The organism is Ignatzschineria indica (genome assembly GCF_003121925.1).
Classification (GTDB): Bacteria; Pseudomonadota; Gammaproteobacteria; order Cardiobacteriales; family Wohlfahrtiimonadaceae; genus Ignatzschineria; species Ignatzschineria indica.
Genome location: NZ_QEWR01000002.1, coordinates 1,057,594 through 1,076,501, shown reverse-complemented (window position 1 = coordinate 1,076,501; position 18,908 = coordinate 1,057,594). Strand labels below are relative to the sequence as shown.

The following is an 18,908-nucleotide window of genomic DNA, read 5'->3' as shown; positions in this document are numbered from 1 at the left end:
AAGCCTTTTTGTATCTACTTTTTGCATCTACTTTCTGTATCTATCTTAATCAGGCTATTCAATCGCGTTATAATAAGCGCTTTAATAGGTGTTTCAGTAGGCATTTTAATAACTATTTTAGTGAATGTTGATGAAAATAGAAATTCTATATAGGAAAGAGGGTAGCTATCTCGTAGATAAGAAGGCTATCGAAGCAGATAGTAGAAGTAGAAATAGAAATAGATAGTAGAGATGTAGGATATTTCCCTCATCGTAACGGTAAAATAGTAGAGAAGTAGCAGAAACAGCAGAAACAGCAGAAACAGCAGAAACAGCAGAAACAGCAGAAACAGCAGAAAAAAGAAAGGAAGCAATCGATGTCAGAAACACAAATCCCTCAAAGTGTGACCTACCAATTATTGCAAGAGCAATTTCCAGGTCTTAATCTTTCTGAAGCGCAGGGGCTCTTAATAGCCCTTCTATGTGGAGAGTCTCATGATTATTTTCATAATTGGCTAGTGGAGATTGAGCATATTCGTTTTGATGAAGCGGAGTTGAATCAAGAGATCTTAAAAATTCTCTATGAAAAGACGCTTGCAGAGTTAAATTCCGAGGATTTTAATCTCTCTCTTCTCTTGCCGGAAGAACCTTTAGAGCAACGTATTGAAGGATTTATCAAATGGTGTCATGGTTTTAGCTATGGCTTTGGCCTCTCTAATGAGCTCTATGAGGCGCTTGATGAAGATGGTCGAGATTATATCCGTTACATTATTGAGTTCTCAGGATTAGAGCAGGAACAGGTGGTCGATGAGTTGGCTGATGAGGAAGATTATCTTGCGTTAGAGGAGTTGATTGAATTTGTCAGAGTAGGTGCTTTGATGCTCTACTATCACCTTAAAGGCAGAGATAGAGAGGAAGTTGTTGTAGAAGAAGGAACACCTCAGATTCACTAGGCTAACTTTGATAGGTAGAAGAAAATGATCGATACCCATATTCATCTCAATGATATAACGCCGAAAGAGGCGCTCGCTGAACATCTGCAACGAGCCCAGGATTTGGGCATTCGGGGATGGATTATGCCGGCAACGACCATTGATTCATTTATCCCTCTCGTGGAGATCACTCAGCGTTATTCTCACTGTTATCCTGCTTTGGGGCTCCATCCGTGGTTTTTACCGGAGCAGTTCGATTTTGCTATTTTATCGTTAAGGGAGGCGATCGAGCATTATTCACCTATCGCTATAGGGGAGTGCGGACTCGATTTTTCTCGTGAGGATCATCTAAAGCAGATAGCTCTTTTTGAGGCGCAGGTTGCACTTTCTGTAGAGTATCAACTCCCCTTAATTATCCACTCCTATAAAGCAGTGGATTCAGTATTGCAAATTTTGCGTCGCTATCCGCAGGCTCGGGGGGTGTTTCATGGTATCAACTGTAGTCTGCAGCAGTTAGAGCAGATCTTAGCACTCGGCTTCTATTTAGGATTTGGAGGGGCGGTCACCTATTCTCGCGCTAAAAGGTTGCAACGTTTATTACAAGCGACACCTATCGATCATCTTCTACTTGAGACAGACGCACCCTTTCAACCAGGAGCTTATCGGGAAAAGGGTGAGGCTCATCTGCCGGAAGATTTAGTGAAAATTGCCCACTCTATTGCACAACAAAGATCGCTTGAGAGGGGAGAACTTGCTAAGATAACAACACAGAATGCGATTCATTTATTTAATTTGGAGATAAAATGACGATCAATAAACCTGCACGCTTATCTCAACAACTATCGATTGAGTATCCTATTATCCAGGTGCCACTCTACCATGGTGGATCAACAGAGCTTGTTGCTGAAGTCTCAAATAGTGGTGGTCTAGGCATGATTGCAGGTGGTTTTTTAACCGCCGAAGCCCTGCAACATGAGATCTCCTCTATTAAAGAGTTAACCGATCGCCCATTTGGCGTTAACTTAATGATCTCAAAGAGTCGTGATATTCCAGAATCGCTCTATGCGGATGCGATTTCACGGATGAAAGGGTTTGCAAGCGCAGAGTTATTGGAGATAGAGAATCTCAATACTGATGCATGGGAACTCTCACCTTTAGATGATCTGTTAGAGGTTATTTTAGATGAAGAGGTGCCGGTCGTAAGTTTCACTTTTGGTATTCCCTCTAAAGAGACGATTGCACTCTTAAAAGAGGCTGGTGTTAAAATTATTGGTCATTCAACTCATATGGTTGAAGCGCTTTTATGGGAAGAGAGTGGTGTTGATGTCCATCTCTTGCAAGGATCTGAATCGGGGGGAATGCGTCACACTTTTATTGGTGATGTCCGCACTCATGCTTTTAGCGCACAGGCATTAACAACTCAAGGGGCGCGTCTATTGGAAAAGCCTTTTGCGGTATCAGGTGGGATCTATAATAAATCACTCTTTGCTGCAGCAATTATTCAAGGGGCGGATGGTGTTGGGATTGGCACCGCGTTTATGTTGACGCCAGAATCGGGATTAAGTGAGCAAGAAGCGGAGCTTCTTCTCAAGAGTAATGAGTATGATTCTGTCTTAACAGAGCATTGGACCGGGGTATTAGGGCGCTGTTATAGCAATTTAGGAACGCAGCAGTTACGAAAAGTCCGTGGCAGAACACTCCCTTTCCCGGAGCAGCTCTTTTTGGTTCATGCAGCAACGATCGATGAGTTAGAGATGGGGGATCATCCTGTGGACTTTCAGCCTATCTGGGCGAGCGTTAATGCGCCTTTTTGTGAAAGAGTCTCTGTGAAGAGATTGATGGAGTCATTGGTGAGTTGATTGCTCTATCACATTTAATCGAGATTTAATCGAGATTTAATCGAAATTTAAGAGAGATTTTAGAAGGGCGAGAAGAATGATCTTGCCCTTATCTTTTTCTATTTCTTTTTCTATTTTTGTTTCTACTCATCGGTCTTCTCTAAATATTGGCATTGGTGATAGACCAGACAAGATGCACAACGAGGTTTGCGTGCAATACAGGTATAACGTCCATGAAGAATAAGCCAGTGGTGGGCATCGAGAAGAAACTCTTTAGGAATCCTTTTGAGCAGTTTATCCTCCACCTCTCGAACATTTTTACCCGGTGCTAATCCTGTGCGATTTGAGAGGCGAAAGATATGGGTATCAACAGCCATTGTAGGCTGACGAAAGGCAGTATTGAGAATAACATTCGCTGTTTTTCGACCAACGCCGGGAAGCGCTTCTAAAGCTGCTCGCTCATTAGGAACTTCTCCTTGATATTTCGTTGCTAAAATACCACAAGTCTTATGTAAATTAGCCGCTTTAGAGTTGTAGAGACCTAATGTTCGGATATACTCCTTAATCCTCTCTTCACCTAAGTCATACATCGCTTGAGGTGTATTAGCTGCAGCAAAGAGCCCTTTTGTTGCTTTGTTGACGCCCACATCGGTAGATTGTGCAGAAAGAAGAACAGCAACTAAGAGCTCAAAGATAGAGTTGTAGACCAATTCTGTCTTTGGTTCAGGATTCTCATTTCGTAATATTGTGAAAAATTGGGTAATCTCTTCTCGGTTCATGAGGCGTTGATACTCTTTCTTTTTACTCATCTTTACTCTTCATCCATTTCTATTTCTGTTTTATATTCGGTTTTTTATTAGGCTATGCTCACATTTAGCGTTCATCATAACTCTTCTTCGCAAGCGCAATAAGATCGAGCATTTTTGCCTTAGGTGCCGGGTCAGCAAGCTCTTTTTCTTGAGGAGGCTGTGTATCTGTAATATTGGTTCGTGCTGCTTCTCGTGCTTTTTTTGCGCGATATCTTTGACGCGACTTTTCAGCACGCTGTTTCTCCCAAGAGGAGAGTCCTATCGGAGAAGCAGCTAACTGCGGGTCTAGAGGTTCAATCACGATACAGTTGAGGGGGCAGGGGGGAATACAGAGCTCACATCCAGTACACTCTTCGGTGATAATAGTATGCATTAAGCGACGTGCGCCGACAATTGCATCAACGGGGCAAGCTAAAATGCACTTCATGCAGCCGATACAGTAGGGCTCTTCTATACGAACAACTTGAGGGGGCTTATAGTGACCTAACGACTCATTTAAGGGGAGTATTGGGCGTGTTAAGAGCTCACCCAATGCAGCAATAACCCGATCGCCTCCGGGGGGGCAGCGATTAATAGGTGCATCATCACGGACAATAGCCTCCGCATAGGCAAAGCAACCTTGGTATTGGCACTGTTCACATTGGGTTTGTGGTAAAAGGGCATCTACCGCATCGATTAAAAGATCTTGATTCTGTTGCGTTCTCTGTTGCATTCTATCTAGTCTATCTGTTGATCTATTGTTAAGGGTGGGTGAGTAGTGTGATTGATCAATCGCTTGATGAGGCGATTGGCGTTTCGGTTCACTATTTTTATCGTGAAATGCTCATGACATACTCATGGCATACTCATGACATACCTATGAAATATTCCATAAAAGCTCGAAGTTCATAATCATAGGAGATTGGTGTAACTTTCGCAATTCTCTTCCATTTTTTTAATCGGTGATTTGTAAGGCGTTTTGCCATTTACTCAAGTGTTATTAAGGCATACTTAAGCAGTTGATGCTCTTAATGATTTGTATTCTATTTTTTCTCTCTATCACTTAAATAGGTCGGCTTTTAGGGTAAAGTTGCGTAGAATAGAGAGTATCATTGGGGCGTTGATGGTTATTATTAATATCCCGATAATATATCTCACCTAGTATATTTTAGAAATATTGATAGAAATCGATAGGAGTCTGCATGCAATTTGACCGGGTTAATCGTCTTATATTTTTTTGGATCGGAGTAATAATAACACTCTACCTTATTCATCGTTTAGCCGCTGTTTTAATCCCTTTCTTAATTGCGTTTGGTTTAGCCTATTTAGGTAATCCTTTAGTGGAAAAGATTCAATCGAAAAGGATTCCAAGAGTCTTGGCGGTCACAATTGTCTTTGCCGGGTTATTACTTCTATTGGCGCTACTTTTAACCGTCGTCATTCCGCAGCTTCTTAATCAGATCTTGGCTTTTGTCGATAAAGTGCCAACCTACTACCTCTGGATGCAAGATAATATTTTTCCTCGGCTAGAGAAATATCTCTCTTTAGAGAGTTTAAAAGAGAATCAATATGAGGCGCGTCAAGCATTGACAAAATCTCTCAATTATCTAGGTGAAATTACCTCAAAAATTGCACCTTCAATTAGCGCTATTATTATGGGGATAGTGGGTTTCCTGGTCAGTCTCTTCTTAATTCCAATGATCACCTTCTATGTAATGCGTGATTGGGTCAGTATTACTGAACGATTTGAGACTTTAATTCCTCGGACAATATTTCCACAGGCGATGCGCTTTTTTCATGAAGCGAACTTTATGTTGAGTGGTTTTCTACGCGGACAATTAACAGTGATGTTCTGTCTAGCCTGTATCTACGGCATTGGTTTGACTATTGTCGGAGTAGAATATAGTTTAGTCATCGGTATGATTGCTGGTTTAATCAGTTTTGTTCCCTATTTTGGCGCAACTTCAGGGGTGATTATGGGACTCACTGTCGCTTGGTTTCAATATGGGACCTTAACTCATCTCTTCTTTGTAGGTATCGTTTTTGCGATTGGGCAATTGATGGAGAGTTTTGTTCTAACGCCCATTTTGATTGGTGATAAATTAGGAATGCACCCAATTGCTGTCGTCTTTGCTTTGATGGCTGGGGGAACGCTTTTTGGATTTACTGGGGTACTTTTAGCATTACCCGCATGTGCGGTATTGATGGTCGCACTTCGTTTCCTCTATCACCGATATCTTAAGAGCGAATTTTATAATGGTCAAAAGAGTGACTCAGAGGTATCGGAGTAGGTTCTTGCTATTATTGCTATTCTCTCGGAATACTCTTTTTTAAAGATATTTCTTGATACTTTTTTCTTGACTATTATTGCTGATTAATTATTTCTCTTACAATGTTTAGATATAATATTTTGATATTGTTTTATCCTTATTTTTATTGTTTTTTGTTATATTTACATTAAGGATCAAGAAGATAAATTATCTCATATCGATTAAATAACCAGTTAAGAGAAAACTTAAAAAATTTTGATTTGTCTATTTGTTTATCAATAAATAGATTTAGCATGCAACGTGTTATATGTTGAAACTGTTACTGAGGGAAGCGCCTTATTGATTGAGGCGCTCTTTTATGGGTGATCCCCGGCGTGATTCAGTGATAGCAGTGAAAATAGTATAGAAAGTACAAAATATAAAATAGAAAATAGAAAATATAAAAAGAGATCGATTGTTTCGATGGTGGTTTTAAAAGGATCATCACCGAATTACTATGAATTCTTATCGATCTGAAGAAGAGGTTGAACCACAACCCGAAAGTTTTATAAAAGATAAGCGATAAAATAGAACGAAAACAGAACCATTACATGAGGAGGAGTTATGTTTCAGGTACTGCGTATTGCTAGTGCATTCGTAGGAATTATTGTCGGGGCGGGATTTGCGTCAGGGCAAGAGATTCTACAATATTTTACAAGTTTCGGTTATATGGGGATCGTCGGTGCTTTTGTTGCCACTGTCCTCTTTGCTTATATGGGAATGATGTTGACCCGTATTGGGAGTATCATGAAAGTCCACTCCCATAGCGAGGCGATCTACTCTTTAAGTGGAAAAACATTAGGCGTTGTGGTCGATGCCATTTTAGTTTTAACGCTTTTTGGTGTCGGTGTTGTAATGGTTGCCGGCGCAGGAAGCTTAGGAACTCAATTTCTGGGGCTTTCTCCCTTTATTGGTAGTTTAGTGATGACTGTTTTGATTGTTGCGACGGTATTGATGCCGATCCATCGTGTTATCTCTCTTATTGGTAGTATTACCCCCTTCTTAATCGTAGCTTTAGTGGTTATTTGCACTTATAGCCTTTTTACCTATAGTCAAGATTTGGATGTTTTAGAGCCCATTGCAACGAGTATCGAGACCTCTCTGCCTAACTGGTTTGTTTCAGCCGTCAACTATGTCTCATTTAATATTGCGGTAGGTGCTGGAATGGCGCTCGTTATGGGCGGAAGTGAGCCGAATGTTAAGATTGCAACATGGGGCGGTTTTTTAGGCGGAATTGGTGTCGGGCTCTTAATTCTCTTAGCTCATTTAGCGATCTTCTTAAAAGTCGATATTGTTGGAAATTACCCATTACCATTATTGAAAATCATCCAAGATATCTCTCCTGTATTAGGTGGGTTTATGGCGGTTGTTCTTTTTGGGATGATCTACAACACCGGCGTTGCAATGTACTACGCTTTTGTGGCGCGTTTTACGACGATGCAGACTAAAAAATCTTATATCTTTGCGATCATCACAGGTGCCGTTGGATATGTGGCTAGCTTTGTTGGTTTTACCGATCTTATTGCTTACTTCTACCCATTAATTGGCTATTTAGGACTCTTCTTAATTGCGATCTTAATCTATGCACCTTTCAAGTTACGCAAGATGGCGGAGAAGAAGTAGTATCTGCATCATTAGATAAAATGATGATAAGATCATGAAGATGATAAAAGAGAAGGGTAGCTTTTAACAGCTACCCTTTTCTGCTGTGAGGCGAAAATAGCCATAGACATTAATGATAAAAGAGGGGTAAGAATCGGAAGAGGCGTTATGATCTCCTTGCCGGCAGATATTGATTCTGCCATTAGCGATAGAGCGTGCCATCCCATAGGCATACTCTCTTCGAGCACTAATATTGAGTCCACCGCCGATATTTGCCGTTGTTGTTAAGATCAATTTCTGATTGCTCTTCTCGAAGAGAGGATAGTAGTGCAATATCGATTCTTCAGATGGAGTAAATTGTTGCATGTCATCGTAGAAGAGCAACCATCCCGGCCAGCTTCTCTCCTCTTCATCTAGACATTGGTATCCATCACGACTTCCACAGAGTGTAATAGATCGCTCTTCTAAAGAGGCTAAATTTTTAGCCATCTGCAGATCTTGTTTCAGGTGGAACTTTGCAATTTCTAAAGTTAGTGATTCCTCAAGGGAGCGGTAGAGTGGGAAGAGGGAGAAGAAGGTCAGAGCGATGAGAAGAAGAGTAAATAGGAGCTCGATAAGTGTGGCGCCGGACTCATCGGTTATGTTGAAGGATGGGCTTTTGCCATTCATAACAGACTCGATATCTTGGTGAAGCGTTACGGAAAAGTATTACGGGAAAACTTTGTCTATAGAAACGTTTGATCGATAGAAAAGATGAGCAGCTCGCTATATTACAACTATATTTAATATAGCGGCTGCTCGGGAGGAGATAGTTGAGTTAGGGAGAGCGTTGAGAGTTATGAGCGAGGAGATATCTCTCCCTTGTCTCCTCTGATCTTCTACTTCTCAGTAGTAGAATTTTGTTGCGGGTTATTCGATTCTCTATTATCTGAAGTTACTGTACCTTCAGACACTGTATCGCCGCTCATTGTATTTTCGGTGACAGGTGTGACATCAGTCATCATCTCATCAATAATGATATTATCGCGATTGGCTTCTAATGTTTTTTCGCCAATGCCTTTGACAGCAAGAAGATCTTCCACACGTTTAAAGGGACCATTTTGCTCACGATATTCAACAATCGCGGTTGCCTTAACGGGCCCTACATTCGTTAAGTTCTCCATAATGGTATCGACATCAGCGCTATTGATATTGATAGGCGCTGAATGGGCAAGCGATAGGAGAAGTGCTGATATGAGTAATGAAATAGAGAACACTACTCGTTTATAAATTGAGGTTACCTTATTTATCATAAAAACTCCTTATTTCAAATGGTTAGGAAGATAAACCTTCTAAAAATAAGCAGTTTTAACTGTAGGTAACTCTTTGAATAGATGGGAAACTACTCCGTAGCGAGGGCGATTAAGATATCGCTATAAGCCTCTTCTTGAGTGAGAAGAATCTGCTGTTTTCGCGCTAACTCAAGGAGTGAGAGAAAAGAGATTGTAATGCCATAGCGACCTTCAGCAGGATCGATGAGTTCCGTAAATGCAATCGGTTTTTCCGGCGTTAGACGGGTAATAATCTGATCAATACGATCATTAATAGAGATCTTTTCCGATTTAATCTGATGCTTTTGGTGAAGATTAGCCCTTGCAATAATTTTTTCTAATGCTTTAAGAAGTTGCGAGAGTTCAATTGTGGGTTCTGGTGTTTCCACAACAATATTAGGGGTATCTGGGGAGATAGGAAAAATATCTCGGTAGAAGATCTCTCGCTCTGAAAGTTGGATTGCGACCTCTTTATATTGCGCATAGATCTGTAGACGACGAATAAGTTCTTGACGTGGATCGATCTCTTCTTCGCTCTCATCTACTTCAGGTGTTGGAAGTAGAATGCGAGATTTAATCTCCGCCAACCAGGCAGCCATAACAAGATATTCAGATGCAAGTTCAAAGCGTTCCTCTTCTAGATAATCGATATAGGACATATATTGCGTTGTAATATCGCTAATAGGTATATCGAGGATATCGAAGTTGTTTTTTCGGATAATATGGAGCAGTAGATCGAGCGGACCCTCAAATTGATCGAGCCAAATTTCAAAAGCATCTGGGGGGATAAAGAGATCTACCGGAGGATTGAGTTGTTCTCCTTTAAAGATCGCAATATTGTCATGTTCACTCATATCTATTGAGCATCCTTTATCTCTCTTTTATTGTTGCTAAATATTTTATTACCTATCGTGAAAAATCAGGAGTAGTGATGAGCTACTCCTTACATTATTTCTGCCGAAAGGGTTAGATAAAATTTCTCAGACCAACAGCATCTTTTAATTTTAGTAACATCTCTCTTGCCGGGATACGTGCTTTTTCGGCCCCTTTTTGTAGAGTCTCTTCAATAATACGAGGATTTGCCATCAGCTCATAGTAACGTTCTCTTGCTTCTTTGATCTGATCATTGATGAGATTAAAGAGCGCTTTTTTCGCATCTCCCCAACCCATCCCATCAATGAGAGCTGCACGGAAAGCCGCAGTCTCTTCAGCGCTACCAAAGGCTTTGTAGATATCGTATAGATGCGCACTATCAGGATCTTTGGGCTCACCAGGTTCTAGAGAGTTTGTCACAATACGATTGATCGATTTTTGTAGCTTCTTCTCAGGTAAGAAGAGAGGGATTGTATTGTTGTAGGATTTACTCATCTTGCGACCATCAAGACCGGGTAAAATCGCAGTTTCATCATCGATCACTTCTTGTGGCATAACAAAGAACTCAGATTGGTAGATATGGTTGAAGCGCTGTGCAATTTCACGAGCAATCTCAACATGTTGACGCTGATCGCTACCGACAGGAACGAGGTCTGCATTAAATGTTAAGATATCGGCAGCCATTAGAACAGGGTAGGAGAAGAGCCCCATGGTAACTCCACGATCAGGATCATTCTCCTGTGCGATGTTATCATCAACCGCTGCTTTATAGGCATGAGCACGATTCATTGTCCCTTTTGCCGTAACACAGTTAAGAAGCCAGGTAATTTGCGGAATCTCTTCAATATCTGATTGGCGATAAAAAATCGCTTTATCGGTATCTAGTCCAAGGGCCATCCAGGTAGCGGCAATCTCAAGGCGAGATTGATTGACCAATTCGGGATCTTGGCATTTGATTAAAGAGTGAAGGTCAGCTAGGAAGAAGTAAGCACTGTCATGAGTTTTACTCAACTCAATTGCAGGGCGAATTGCGCCGGCATAATTTCCCAAATGGGGGGTTCCTGTTGTACTAATTCCTGTTAAAACTGTCTTCTGTTTCATTTTAATTCCTTTATTGCAAATTAGAATCAGCAATTGGGATCAGAGAAGATCTCTCTATTGCTTTAATAAGGTCTTTTATTAATAACGTCTTTCAATGATACTCTATTTTCATTCTTAAATAGCGTATCTTAAATGGTGTGGCTAATTATGCGACTAAAATTGCGCTAGTCATATCTCGATATTGAGAAGATCATCCTCAACTCAGACTGAATTTTCTACTCTCTTATGGTGAGCATTAATTGAGGATTGATCGCTTCAGGATATTCCACATGATAGAGATGTAATCCTTGAGGGGGGACGGTGATGCCGCCTTGAGTTCTGTCGAGACTCTCTAATACCCTTTGAGGATAGATTACCTCCTCTTTACCTAAGCCCACTTCGAGCAGGGTGCCTACAATATTTCTCACCATATTGTGGAGAAATGCATTCGCTTTAAGTTCGATCTCAAGCAGAGGGCCTTTCTGTGTAAAGGTAATATGATGTAGATTACGAAAGGGTGTTGTTGCTTGACACTCTGATGAGCGAAAGGCAGAGAAGTCATGCTCCCCAATAAGAGCTTGTGCTGCGCGTTCCATCTTGATGATATCGAGCGGATGGTAACACCAGAGACTTTGAGTTCTTAGCAGAGGGCTTCGATAGGGATGATTGTAGATAAAGTAGCGATAGGTACGGCTAACGGCGCTAAATCGAGCATGAAATTGGGAAGAGACTTCCGTGATATCTCTTACCGCACAATCGGGGGGAAGATTAGAGTTGATACCCAACATCCACGCACGTTTTTCACGAATAGCGTTGCTATCAAAATGAGCAATCTGATTGATCCCATGCACGCCTGCATCTGTTCGTCCGGCACAGACTAGTTTAATCTCTTCATTTGCCACAAAACTGACTGCTTTTTCCAATACCGCTTCTACTGAGCGGACAGGAGGATTGAGCTGCTTTTGCCAGCCTTTAAATTCAGTTCCATCATACTCAATGAGAAGTGCATAGCGATATGAGGCAGGTTGCTCTTCTTGCGCGCTCTCTACTCTAACGCTACTGTGACAATGTGATTTCATAAAGTTTCGTAATCTTGTAATCTCTAAGATTTTGTAGGTTGATGTGTAACAGATGCTCTAAAAACTACTCTTTTGTCCGCTTTGAGTCGATAATTTTGAGTGAGTTCTCCATAGCGATTCTAAACTCAGGCCCCTTTTTAAGGGCTAAAGTCACTAGAAGGATATCGACAATAGCAAGATCAGCAAGACGAGAGATCATCGGCATATATTCTGAAGTATCCTCTTTTGTTCCAGACTCTAAAACAACGGTAGCATGGTAGCTTAAGGGGGAATTTTTAGGAGCAAAGGCGATCACTTTCGCACCATTTGAGAGAGCAAGATCAGCAGAGTCGATAACATCTTGACTCTTTCCGGTATGGGAGACGGCGATCAAGACATCTTTAGGTGTTAAAAGGCTTGCCGCTAAGCTATGAACATGGTGATCTGTATAGGCAGAGACGGGGATTCCGACTCGTAATAGCTTCTGTTGAATATCATTAGCCACAACGCCAGAGACACCGTGACCAATACACATGACCTGATTAGCCTGCTCAAGTAGTCCGATCGCTTGATCGAGATCCTCCTCTTTGAGAAAGTTTTTCATATTGAGAAGTGCGGCACTTGATTGATCGATCAATTTGATAATAATGCTTGCGGTAGAATCATGGGGGGAGATACTTCCATGCACAAAGGGAACACCGGAGCGTAAGCTCTTAGCAAGAAGCTGTTTAAAGGTATGAAAGCCTTCATAGTTTAAAGCATGACAGAAACGCATAATGGTGGGTTCAGATACCCCTGCTTTCTCTGCTAATGCACTGATTGAGAGGTCAACCGCTTCATTAGGATGAGCTAAGACCCAATCAGCAACTTTTGCTTCAGATTTCCGAAGATGATGATAGTTATTTTGGATATGAGATAACATGAGCTCCTCACGATTGATAATGGTTAGATAGGATCTGTTTTAATCCGATCAAAGTAGCATAAGGGTGTTTGATGAGATAGGTAGGGACTTGTGTCAAGATCTCATCAATATGACTTCTGTTACAAAACGCCTCTCTAAAAGGGGAATCGAGAAGGAAGGACTCAAAGCGAGGCGCAAAGCCGCCGGCAATATAGACCCCTCCTAATGCACCACTTGTCAGAAGTGTATTGGCTGCAACATTTCCTAACATAGCGCAATAACGGGAGAGGACCGCAATTGCAAAGGGCATCTTTTCCTCTAAAGCGGCTGCTAGTAAGCCTTTAGCAGATGAGAAGTCGACCGGCGTTTGTCCATAAATTTTTGCCATCGCCATAATAAGGCGAGGGATACCTCTTTGACATCCTAGAAGATCTTCAATGGTAACAGGGCGATGAAGTGTCTGCTCTACCAATTTAAGGATCGCGATCTCTTCTTGATCTTGTGGCGGGTAGAGCGCTTGCCCTCCTTCTGCCGCAATGGTAAAGCTTCCTGTAGCGGTAGAGATCAGAAGCGCAGAACCAAAGCCAGTACCAGAACCAATTACTGCTTTAGGGTGATTGCTAAAAGGTGAGGCACACTCTTGTGCGCTATCGATTTTGACGACTTCTCTCTCTGTAAGATGATCAAGTGATGCTGCAAGAGCAGCAAAATCATTGAAAGGCTTCACTTTTAGAGAGAGTTGATCTGCCATCTCTTTGAGACTAAAGTGCCAATGATTATTACTCAGAGAGATTTGATCCCCTTGAATCGGTGCTGCGATCGCCATCAGTAGTTGCTGGGGTGCCGGCGGTGTTACATCCCTTAAGTATTGTTTAATTAGTTCAGTAGGGGAGGGAAAATCAGAAGAGAGATATTTACGAATATGGCTGATTGCTCCCTCTGAGTCGATATAGGCGATACGTGTAAACGTTGCGCCCATGTCAGTAATCAGTGTTGAAACATCACTCTGCTTCATGATGATTGATCCATGCTCCAAGATATTGTAAAGCTTCGTTGAGTCCTATCTCAGGTTTTGTTGAGGAGAAGAGTTGTACTGTAATAGGCATGGTAAATTCATTTTCAACAACTTTACGAACGTGATGAAGCGCTTTACTCGCCTCATTTTTACTCAATTTATCTGCTTTAGTTAAGAGGATATGGGTCGGTAACTCCTGATATTCACACCAATGGAGCATCTGTTTATCAAGCTCTGTTAGTGGATGGCGGGAATCCATCAACATAATCAGCGCATCGAGCTGTTTTCGTTCTTCAAAGTAGCCTTGTAATATCTTTTGCCAATGTTCACGCATCGGTAATGGTACTTTGGCATAACCATAGCCAGGAAGGTCTACGAGATAGAGATCATCTAAGACTTCAAAATAGTTGATCAGTTGTGTTCGCCCAGGGGTTTTACTGGTTCTTGCTAATGTTTTCTGCCCGGTAATCAGATTGAGAGCGCTCGATTTCCCGGCATTTGAGCGACCAGCGAAAGCGATCTCAGCACGGCTATCAGGAAGTTGATTTAAACCATTTGCGCTCGTTTTAAAAGTGGTTTTTCTTAATAAGGAGCGAATATTTTGCGTCATGTAACCTTCCTCTTTGTCCGTGGATTGTGTAACGCAATATTCTACCCTTTATTGGGGGAAAATGCACCTTAGAGAAGAGAGGCGCTCTGCTCGATATTGAGATGTTTTTAGATCGGTTTTTATTTTTATCTCTTCTCTTCTTGTCTCGATTTTCGTCTCTATTTCTACCCCTATTTCTCTCTCTATTTTTTTAGTGATCTCTCTGATGATCATTCAAGCTGCTACTTAAATTTTGCTGAAATGATTTATTGGAATGATTCATTGGAATGTGTTATCGAAATGCGTTATCGGAATGATTATTTGAATCTATTCGATATATAATCCATTCGATATTTTATTGGTCATTTTTGACCTTAAGCTACTTTATTGCAAAACAACATTACACAACCGCATCACACAACTACATTGCCAAAATGATTAAAGGATAGAATATTGGAGGGGAAGCTCCTTAGAAAGAGAAGGAGGTCACCTCAAAAGGTCTTTGATCAACTCTCATTAAAGAGAGTTCTCCCTCCCAAACGCAACCAGAATCGATCCCATAGGCCCTATTTTCGAAATGGCGACCTAGACTTGCCCAATGACCAAAAATAATGAGGTTATCTTCCTGTTTAGGACGTTCAAATTTGAACCAAGGGAGCATCACTTTTTCATCATATTGATCAAGTTTGTTAGCAAAATCGAGACTTAAATCTAAGTTGAGATAACGCATTCTTGTCAGGTAATTGATTATGGCACGAATTCTATCAAATCCCTGGAGTGTTGGAGACCATGCATTTGGTGTATTGCCAAACATCGATTGAATAAATTGCTGATATATCTCGTGATCGCTATTTTGTAGATAAGCTTGCGCTTCTTTGCTCAATCTTACTGCCTCTTCAATACTCCAAAATGGAGGAATTCCGGCATGGGCAATCGCGATCTTAAATTGAGGAAGGTAGCGCACAAGGGGTTGATGGCGTAGATATTCACGAATCTCATCGGCCAGCGAACTTTCGAGCAGCTCTTGATAGGTATCACCTCTTTTGAGGCGTGTATAGCCTTCTGCATAGACGAGATAAGAGAGATCATGATTTCCCAATACAGGAAAAATTGAATCTTGATGCGCTAAGAGATACTCCATAACAGCAAGTGATTTAGGGCCTCTATTGATAAGATCTCCCACAAGATAGAGCCGATCCTCTTGATGCTTGAAATTGATCTTTGTTAAGAGGGCTTGAAATTCATCAAAGCAGCCATGAATATCGCCCATCACATAGGTTGCCATCGTATTACTCCTTTTCAATCATTTATCGGTATCTTCTTCTCTGATCTTGATTGATGGCTCAATCTATCGAGTGACAATCTATCTAGTGAAGCTGCGCGCCTTCATAAGGGGCATACTCCATTATCTTCAACAATCCCTCTACCTCTGCTTCAAAGGCCCAAGGATAGTGGACAATATCGGAGGGTGAGATCTCTTCGCGATCAACAGTGCGGAGGTAATCAAGGGTGTAAGCTTCATTTTCATTCTCTAAGAGAGAGATAGCAAAGTTATAGTAGGGAATCGCTTTTTCATACTCTTCTGTAGAGACAAAGAGATAGATCAGATCTAAAATCGCCGGCAAAGAGTAGTAGTGTGGCATAAAGCGATTTTTAGTAATACTGTAGTTGATATTGCCAAGCGCGCTACTGTAGTAGTGGAGTGCCTCTTCATGATTTCCAAGTTGAAGGTTGACCCATCCTAACATCGACTGTGTTCTGCCAAGATTGTAATAATCTGGCGGTGACACAGCTTCATGAGACTCAAGTTTAAAGAGAAGAATCTCTTCCGCTTTTTCGAGTTCTTCAAATTTAAGATAGAAACTAGCATAATTTTCAAGCGCAAGAATGGTACGAATATCATTGGTGGTAAGATGCTGTAGGTCGAGCGCAAGCGCCGCCTTATAATTTGCATCTGCTTTTTCAAAATCATTTACAGTCTCATAATAGACTGCTAGATTGCGTAGCACTTCGGTATATTGTGGTGTATAGGTATGATTTTCCAAGATACTTTTTGCTTGAGAGAGGAGATCATAGATCAGTAGTCTTTCTGTTGCCATATCGAAGGTCCAGACAAGCTTTACTAAGATATCGGCGATCTCCATATCAAAGCCTGAAAATGTCTTATAGAGATCAAGCGCATGAGTATATTGAAAACGGGCAAGGAAAGGATTCTCCTCAATATCGGCTAATTTCACCAATGCTTTAGCATAGAAGGGGGAGTCTTTCTTTTTAGCCCCTAACTTGATCGCTTGCAGATAGTATTGACGCGCTTTGTCATTATCACTTGTTAAGAGAAAGTAATCGCCAGTAATAATCAGTTGTTCAATCTGCTTTTCAAGAGGCAAGTTATTAAAGTCAGCGATAAGCGCTTCCTCTTCTAAAATCTCTAACGGATCTGGAAGATAAGGGTAGATCAGAGGTTCTGATTCTGTCTCCTCATCAAGATCGGCACTATAAGTATGAATATTGTCGTAATACTCTTCTAAAAACTCAGTTGTCAGTTCACCTGTGATCTCCTCGGTGAATTCAATACCTTCCGCCTCTTCTTCAAGCGGATCTTCGAGAAGATCTTCTGTATTATCTTCTCCTCTCTCTTCACTGATCTCCTCTTTGACAAGATCTTCCTCTTCAAGAAGACTCAAAGAGTGGTCGATACGATCGGCAATGCGAATCATGGAGAGATCATTTTGATGGAGATGTTCTTCATAAGGACGAGCGATAGGATCCTCTACAATTTCACTTTTCCGATGGGGAAAAAGGGTGAAGAGGAGATAATCCTCAATAGCACTATCATGACGAATAGCGCCTTTCTGTTCAGTCTCATATTGATCGATAATAGAGGTGATCTCATCGTGAAGCTCTGCCGGCGGGGCCGTCGGGATTATTTCGATCTGCGCCTCTATCAATTCCTCTTGTGGTGCTGCCATCAATTTTTGGTAGAGCACCGACTTTGCTGCACCAATTAGAAGCGGGTAGCCATTTTTAGGATAGGAGGAGATCTTTTTATAAGAATTGATCACCGCAGAGAGTACTGCGGGAGATTGGAGCTCTTTCGCTTGAATTGCTCTTGCAAGCGAGGTGAGAATCATTGTGATAAGAATCAAGCTTACTATGAGAAGATAGCAACGAAAAAGAGAGAACATAGTGATCACTCGTTGTAATAGAAATCTATTCATTCAAGTCTCGATAGTAGCTAGTAAGAGGGCTCTGTAAATGGGTGAGCATTTTATATGCTAGATGAGCTAGTATACTACAGATTTTTAGCGCAATAAAATAGCGCAATAACCGATTGATTATCAAGGTCATGATCCGCTATTGCGCTCTTTTAAATATTGAGTCAGCAGATCTGCTATCGGTTTTGGTTTAGGGAGAAGAAGTAGTTCATCACGGGGAATAAGGGAGAGATTTTGGGGTAATGCTTTCTCTAGCTCGGGGCATAGTTCGATGAGAGAGGAGAGAGACACTCTAAAGATTGAAGCTTCCAATGTGTAGTGGGTAAATTGATGTCGAAATTGGGTGAAGCTCTCTCGGTTTTTGATCGATTCAAGAGTGATATTGGCTAAGATAGGGCTATTTTTACTGCGAGAATTACGTCCTTTAATGATGAGCTCTGGCAGTGAGTAGAGGCCACCCCAGATCCCTTTTTCCGGTCTCTTTTCTAATAAGAGATAATCTTGCTCCTCAAAAATCAGCATGGCTACCGACTCTACCGGCATACTCTTTTTGAGTGCTTTTGCCGGAATCTCCAATACTTTCTTATGTTGAAAGGCACTACACGCCTCTCGCATAAAACAGCGCTCACAGTTCGGCTTAAGCTTACAGAGCGTTGCGCCAAAATCCATAATCGCTTGAGTGTAATCAGCTGGGTTTTGTCGGCAGAGAAAGAGATTGCTGATCGGTATAAGACGTTTATCGAGCTCTTTGCGTGGTGCAGTCATGCCGACAATGCGAGAGAGAACGCGCCTGACATTTCCATCTAAAATGGCATAGGGGAGATTAAATCCTTGCGCTAAAATGGCATTTGCGGTTGTATCGCCAATTCCTTTGAGAGAGCGAATAGCATCAAAATCAGGAGGAATAACACCTTGAAATTGAGAGACAAGTTGTTGGCTTGCGGCATGGAGATTGCGGGCGCGAGTATAGTAGCCCAATCCTTGCCACAATTTGAGAACTTGATCTTCAGAGGCTTCAGCTAATGCTTCTGGCGTCGGAAAGGCGGCCATAAATCTTTCAAAATAGGGTAAAACAGTGATCACTTGTGTCTGCTGCAACATAATCTCAGAGATCCAGATGCGGTAGAGATTGATCTTTTCACTCAGATGGGGCTGAGGCTTCCAGGGGAGATCATGGCGACCTTCTCGTTCAAACCACTCAAGGAGATAGGTTTGAAAGCGAGACACTTTCTCTTCGGTGATGGGATCGAGTAAGGTGTTATCTTGAATAAGAGGTTTAATATCTGTCATTTCGCTACTATTTTCTAGAAATGGTACAAGGAATTGAATGGTGCTAGGCGTGGTGAAGAGTCTATTTTGAGTAAGTTTTCAATGATCTTCAAAGAGAAGTGAAAAGCGGGAGATTATCTCTCCCGCCAA

19 protein-coding genes are annotated in these 18,908 nt (G+C 41.5%); 5 read left to right on the top strand and 14 right to left on the bottom strand.

The window, feature by feature from the left end; genetic code table 11:
* Nucleotides 1-165 precede the first annotated feature (165 nt).
* Entirely contained in the window at nucleotides 166-369 is a 204-nt protein-coding gene (locus tag DC082_RS10730; RefSeq protein WP_157957406.1) for a hypothetical protein, read from the bottom strand.
* Between DC082_RS10730 and DC082_RS04785 the strand changes: the two genes are divergently transcribed.
* The 3 genes from DC082_RS04785 to DC082_RS04775 are packed head-to-tail and all read left to right on the top strand — an operon-like array spanning nucleotide 357 to nucleotide 2,770.
* The gene (locus tag DC082_RS04785) at nucleotides 357-932 is read left to right on the top strand and encodes a YecA/YgfB family protein (protein ID WP_109235973.1); all 576 of its coding nucleotides are present in this window, start codon (nucleotides 357-359) and stop codon (nucleotides 930-932) included. The two genes, DC082_RS10730 and DC082_RS04785, sit on opposite strands and share 13 nt — an antisense overlap.
* A 24-nt stretch (nucleotides 933-956) precedes the next feature.
* The gene (locus DC082_RS04780; protein WP_109235972.1) at nucleotides 957-1,718 is read left to right on the top strand and encodes a TatD family hydrolase; all 762 of its coding nucleotides are present in this window, start codon (nucleotides 957-959) and stop codon (nucleotides 1,716-1,718) included.
* Nucleotides 1,715-2,770 (top strand): NAD(P)H-dependent flavin oxidoreductase, encoded by a 1,056-nt coding sequence (locus DC082_RS04775; RefSeq protein WP_109235971.1) that lies wholly within the window; start codon nucleotides 1,715-1,717, stop codon nucleotides 2,768-2,770. Before DC082_RS04780 ends, DC082_RS04775 begins: the two co-directional genes overlap by 4 nt.
* 122 nt (nucleotides 2,771-2,892) lie before the next feature.
* Here the strand turns inward: DC082_RS04775 and nth are convergent, their stop codons facing one another.
* A complete protein-coding gene (gene nth / locus DC082_RS04770) occupies nucleotides 2,893-3,528 on the bottom strand; it encodes an endonuclease III (RefSeq protein ID WP_109236196.1) in 636 nt (211 codons plus the stop codon).
* Between the two features lie 94 nt (nucleotides 3,529-3,622).
* Nucleotides 3,623-4,270, bottom strand: a complete 648-nt coding sequence (locus tag DC082_RS04765; RefSeq protein ID WP_109235970.1) for an RnfABCDGE type electron transport complex subunit B — start codon at nucleotides 4,268-4,270, stop codon at nucleotides 3,623-3,625.
* A 469-nt stretch (nucleotides 4,271-4,739) separates the two neighbouring features.
* Between DC082_RS04765 and DC082_RS04760 the strand changes: the two genes are divergently transcribed.
* On the top strand, nucleotides 4,740-5,828 hold the full coding sequence (locus DC082_RS04760; RefSeq protein WP_109235969.1) for an AI-2E family transporter: 1,089 nt from the start codon (nucleotides 4,740-4,742) through the stop codon (nucleotides 5,826-5,828).
* Between the two features lie 582 nt (nucleotides 5,829-6,410).
* The gene (locus DC082_RS04755; protein WP_109235968.1) at nucleotides 6,411-7,469 is read left to right on the top strand and encodes a YkvI family membrane protein; all 1,059 of its coding nucleotides are present in this window, start codon (nucleotides 6,411-6,413) and stop codon (nucleotides 7,467-7,469) included.
* Nucleotides 7,470-7,532: 63 nt separating this feature from the next.
* Here the strand turns inward: DC082_RS04755 and DC082_RS04750 are convergent, their stop codons facing one another.
* The 11 genes from DC082_RS04750 to mutY form a co-directional block, all read right to left on the bottom strand.
* Nucleotides 7,533-8,117: a hypothetical protein gene (locus DC082_RS04750; RefSeq protein WP_109235967.1), complete on the bottom strand. Its 585-nt coding sequence runs from the start codon at nucleotides 8,115-8,117 to the stop codon at nucleotides 7,533-7,535.
* Nucleotides 8,118-8,326: 209 nt separating this feature from the next.
* Nucleotides 8,327-8,740 carry a ComEA family DNA-binding protein gene (locus DC082_RS04745; RefSeq protein WP_109235966.1) on the bottom strand — a complete coding sequence of 138 codons (414 nt, stop codon included), beginning with the start codon at nucleotides 8,738-8,740 and terminating at the stop codon, nucleotides 8,327-8,329.
* A gap of 89 nt (nucleotides 8,741-8,829) precedes the next feature.
* Nucleotides 8,830-9,612 carry a segregation and condensation protein A gene (locus DC082_RS04740; RefSeq protein WP_229821577.1) on the bottom strand — a complete coding sequence of 261 codons (783 nt, stop codon included), beginning with the start codon at nucleotides 9,610-9,612 and terminating at the stop codon, nucleotides 8,830-8,832.
* A 112-nt stretch (nucleotides 9,613-9,724) separates the two neighbouring features.
* Nucleotides 9,725-10,732, bottom strand: a complete 1,008-nt coding sequence (gene trpS / locus DC082_RS04735) for a tryptophan--tRNA ligase (protein ID WP_094566810.1) — start codon at nucleotides 10,730-10,732, stop codon at nucleotides 9,725-9,727.
* A gap of 215 nt (nucleotides 10,733-10,947) precedes the next feature.
* Nucleotides 10,948-11,790: a tRNA pseudouridine(38-40) synthase TruA gene (gene truA, locus DC082_RS04730; protein WP_109235965.1), complete on the bottom strand. Its 843-nt coding sequence runs from the start codon at nucleotides 11,788-11,790 to the stop codon at nucleotides 10,948-10,950.
* A 64-nt stretch (nucleotides 11,791-11,854) separates the two neighbouring features.
* On the bottom strand, nucleotides 11,855-12,691 hold the full coding sequence (locus DC082_RS04725) for a MurR/RpiR family transcriptional regulator (RefSeq protein ID WP_094566811.1): 837 nt from the start codon (nucleotides 12,689-12,691) through the stop codon (nucleotides 11,855-11,857).
* A 7-nt stretch (nucleotides 12,692-12,698) separates the two neighbouring features.
* Nucleotides 12,699-13,685, bottom strand: coding sequence for a glucokinase (locus DC082_RS04720; protein ID WP_109235964.1), 987 nt, complete (start codon nucleotides 13,683-13,685; stop codon nucleotides 12,699-12,701).
* Entirely contained in the window at nucleotides 13,672-14,295 is a 624-nt protein-coding gene (gene yihA / locus DC082_RS04715) for a ribosome biogenesis GTP-binding protein YihA/YsxC (protein WP_109235963.1), read from the bottom strand. The genes DC082_RS04720 and yihA overlap by 14 nt, the downstream gene beginning before the upstream one ends.
* 448 nt (nucleotides 14,296-14,743) lie before the next feature.
* Nucleotides 14,744-15,559, bottom strand: coding sequence for a symmetrical bis(5'-nucleosyl)-tetraphosphatase (locus tag DC082_RS04710; protein ID WP_109235962.1), 816 nt, complete (start codon nucleotides 15,557-15,559; stop codon nucleotides 14,744-14,746).
* A gap of 82 nt (nucleotides 15,560-15,641) precedes the next feature.
* Nucleotides 15,642-17,492 (bottom strand): tetratricopeptide repeat protein, encoded by a 1,851-nt coding sequence (locus DC082_RS04705; protein ID WP_109235961.1) that lies wholly within the window; start codon nucleotides 17,490-17,492, stop codon nucleotides 15,642-15,644.
* 126 nt (nucleotides 17,493-17,618) lie between these two features.
* Nucleotides 17,619-18,779 carry an A/G-specific adenine glycosylase gene (gene mutY, locus DC082_RS04700; protein ID WP_109235960.1) on the bottom strand — a complete coding sequence of 387 codons (1,161 nt, stop codon included), beginning with the start codon at nucleotides 18,777-18,779 and terminating at the stop codon, nucleotides 17,619-17,621.
* Between the last annotated feature and the right edge of the window lie 129 nt (nucleotides 18,780-18,908).

Excerpts from the sequence above, each read along its gene's own strand:
- DC082_RS04760 (WP_109235969.1), top strand. The coding sequence starts at position 4,740 with ATGCAATTTGACCGGGTTAATCGTCTTATATTTTTTTGGATCGGAGTA.
- DC082_RS04775 (WP_109235971.1), top strand. The coding sequence starts at position 1,715 with ATGACGATCAATAAACCTGCACGCTTATCTCAACAACTATCGATTGAG.
- DC082_RS04740 (WP_229821577.1), bottom strand. The coding sequence starts at position 9,612 with ATGAGTGAACATGACAATATTGCGATCTTTAAAGGAGAACAACTCAAT.
- yihA (WP_109235963.1), bottom strand. The coding sequence starts at position 14,295 with ATGACGCAAAATATTCGCTCCTTATTAAGAAAAACCACTTTTAAAACG.
- DC082_RS04745 (WP_109235966.1), bottom strand. The coding sequence starts at position 8,740 with ATGATAAATAAGGTAACCTCAATTTATAAACGAGTAGTGTTCTCTATT.
- truA (WP_109235965.1), bottom strand. The coding sequence starts at position 11,790 with ATGAAATCACATTGTCACAGTAGCGTTAGAGTAGAGAGCGCGCAAGAA.
- mutY (WP_109235960.1), bottom strand. The coding sequence starts at position 18,779 with ATGACAGATATTAAACCTCTTATTCAAGATAACACCTTACTCGATCCC.
- trpS (WP_094566810.1), bottom strand. The coding sequence starts at position 10,732 with ATGAAACAGAAGACAGTTTTAACAGGAATTAGTACAACAGGAACCCCC.
- DC082_RS04720 (WP_109235964.1), bottom strand. The coding sequence starts at position 13,685 with ATGAAGCAGAGTGATGTTTCAACACTGATTACTGACATGGGCGCAACG.
- DC082_RS04785 (WP_109235973.1), top strand. The coding sequence starts at position 357 with ATGTCAGAAACACAAATCCCTCAAAGTGTGACCTACCAATTATTGCAA.
- DC082_RS04750 (WP_109235967.1), bottom strand. The coding sequence starts at position 8,117 with ATGAATGGCAAAAGCCCATCCTTCAACATAACCGATGAGTCCGGCGCC.
- DC082_RS04780 (WP_109235972.1), top strand. The coding sequence starts at position 957 with ATGATCGATACCCATATTCATCTCAATGATATAACGCCGAAAGAGGCG.
- DC082_RS04755 (WP_109235968.1), top strand. The coding sequence starts at position 6,411 with ATGTTTCAGGTACTGCGTATTGCTAGTGCATTCGTAGGAATTATTGTC.
- DC082_RS04725 (WP_094566811.1), bottom strand. The coding sequence starts at position 12,691 with ATGTTATCTCATATCCAAAATAACTATCATCATCTTCGGAAATCTGAA.
- DC082_RS04765 (WP_109235970.1), bottom strand. The coding sequence starts at position 4,270 with ATGCAACAGAGAACGCAACAGAATCAAGATCTTTTAATCGATGCGGTA.
- DC082_RS04710 (WP_109235962.1), bottom strand. The coding sequence starts at position 15,559 with ATGGCAACCTATGTGATGGGCGATATTCATGGCTGCTTTGATGAATTT.
- DC082_RS04705 (WP_109235961.1), bottom strand. The coding sequence starts at position 17,492 with ATGAATAGATTTCTATTACAACGAGTGATCACTATGTTCTCTCTTTTT.
- nth (WP_109236196.1), bottom strand. The coding sequence starts at position 3,528 with ATGAACCGAGAAGAGATTACCCAATTTTTCACAATATTACGAAATGAG.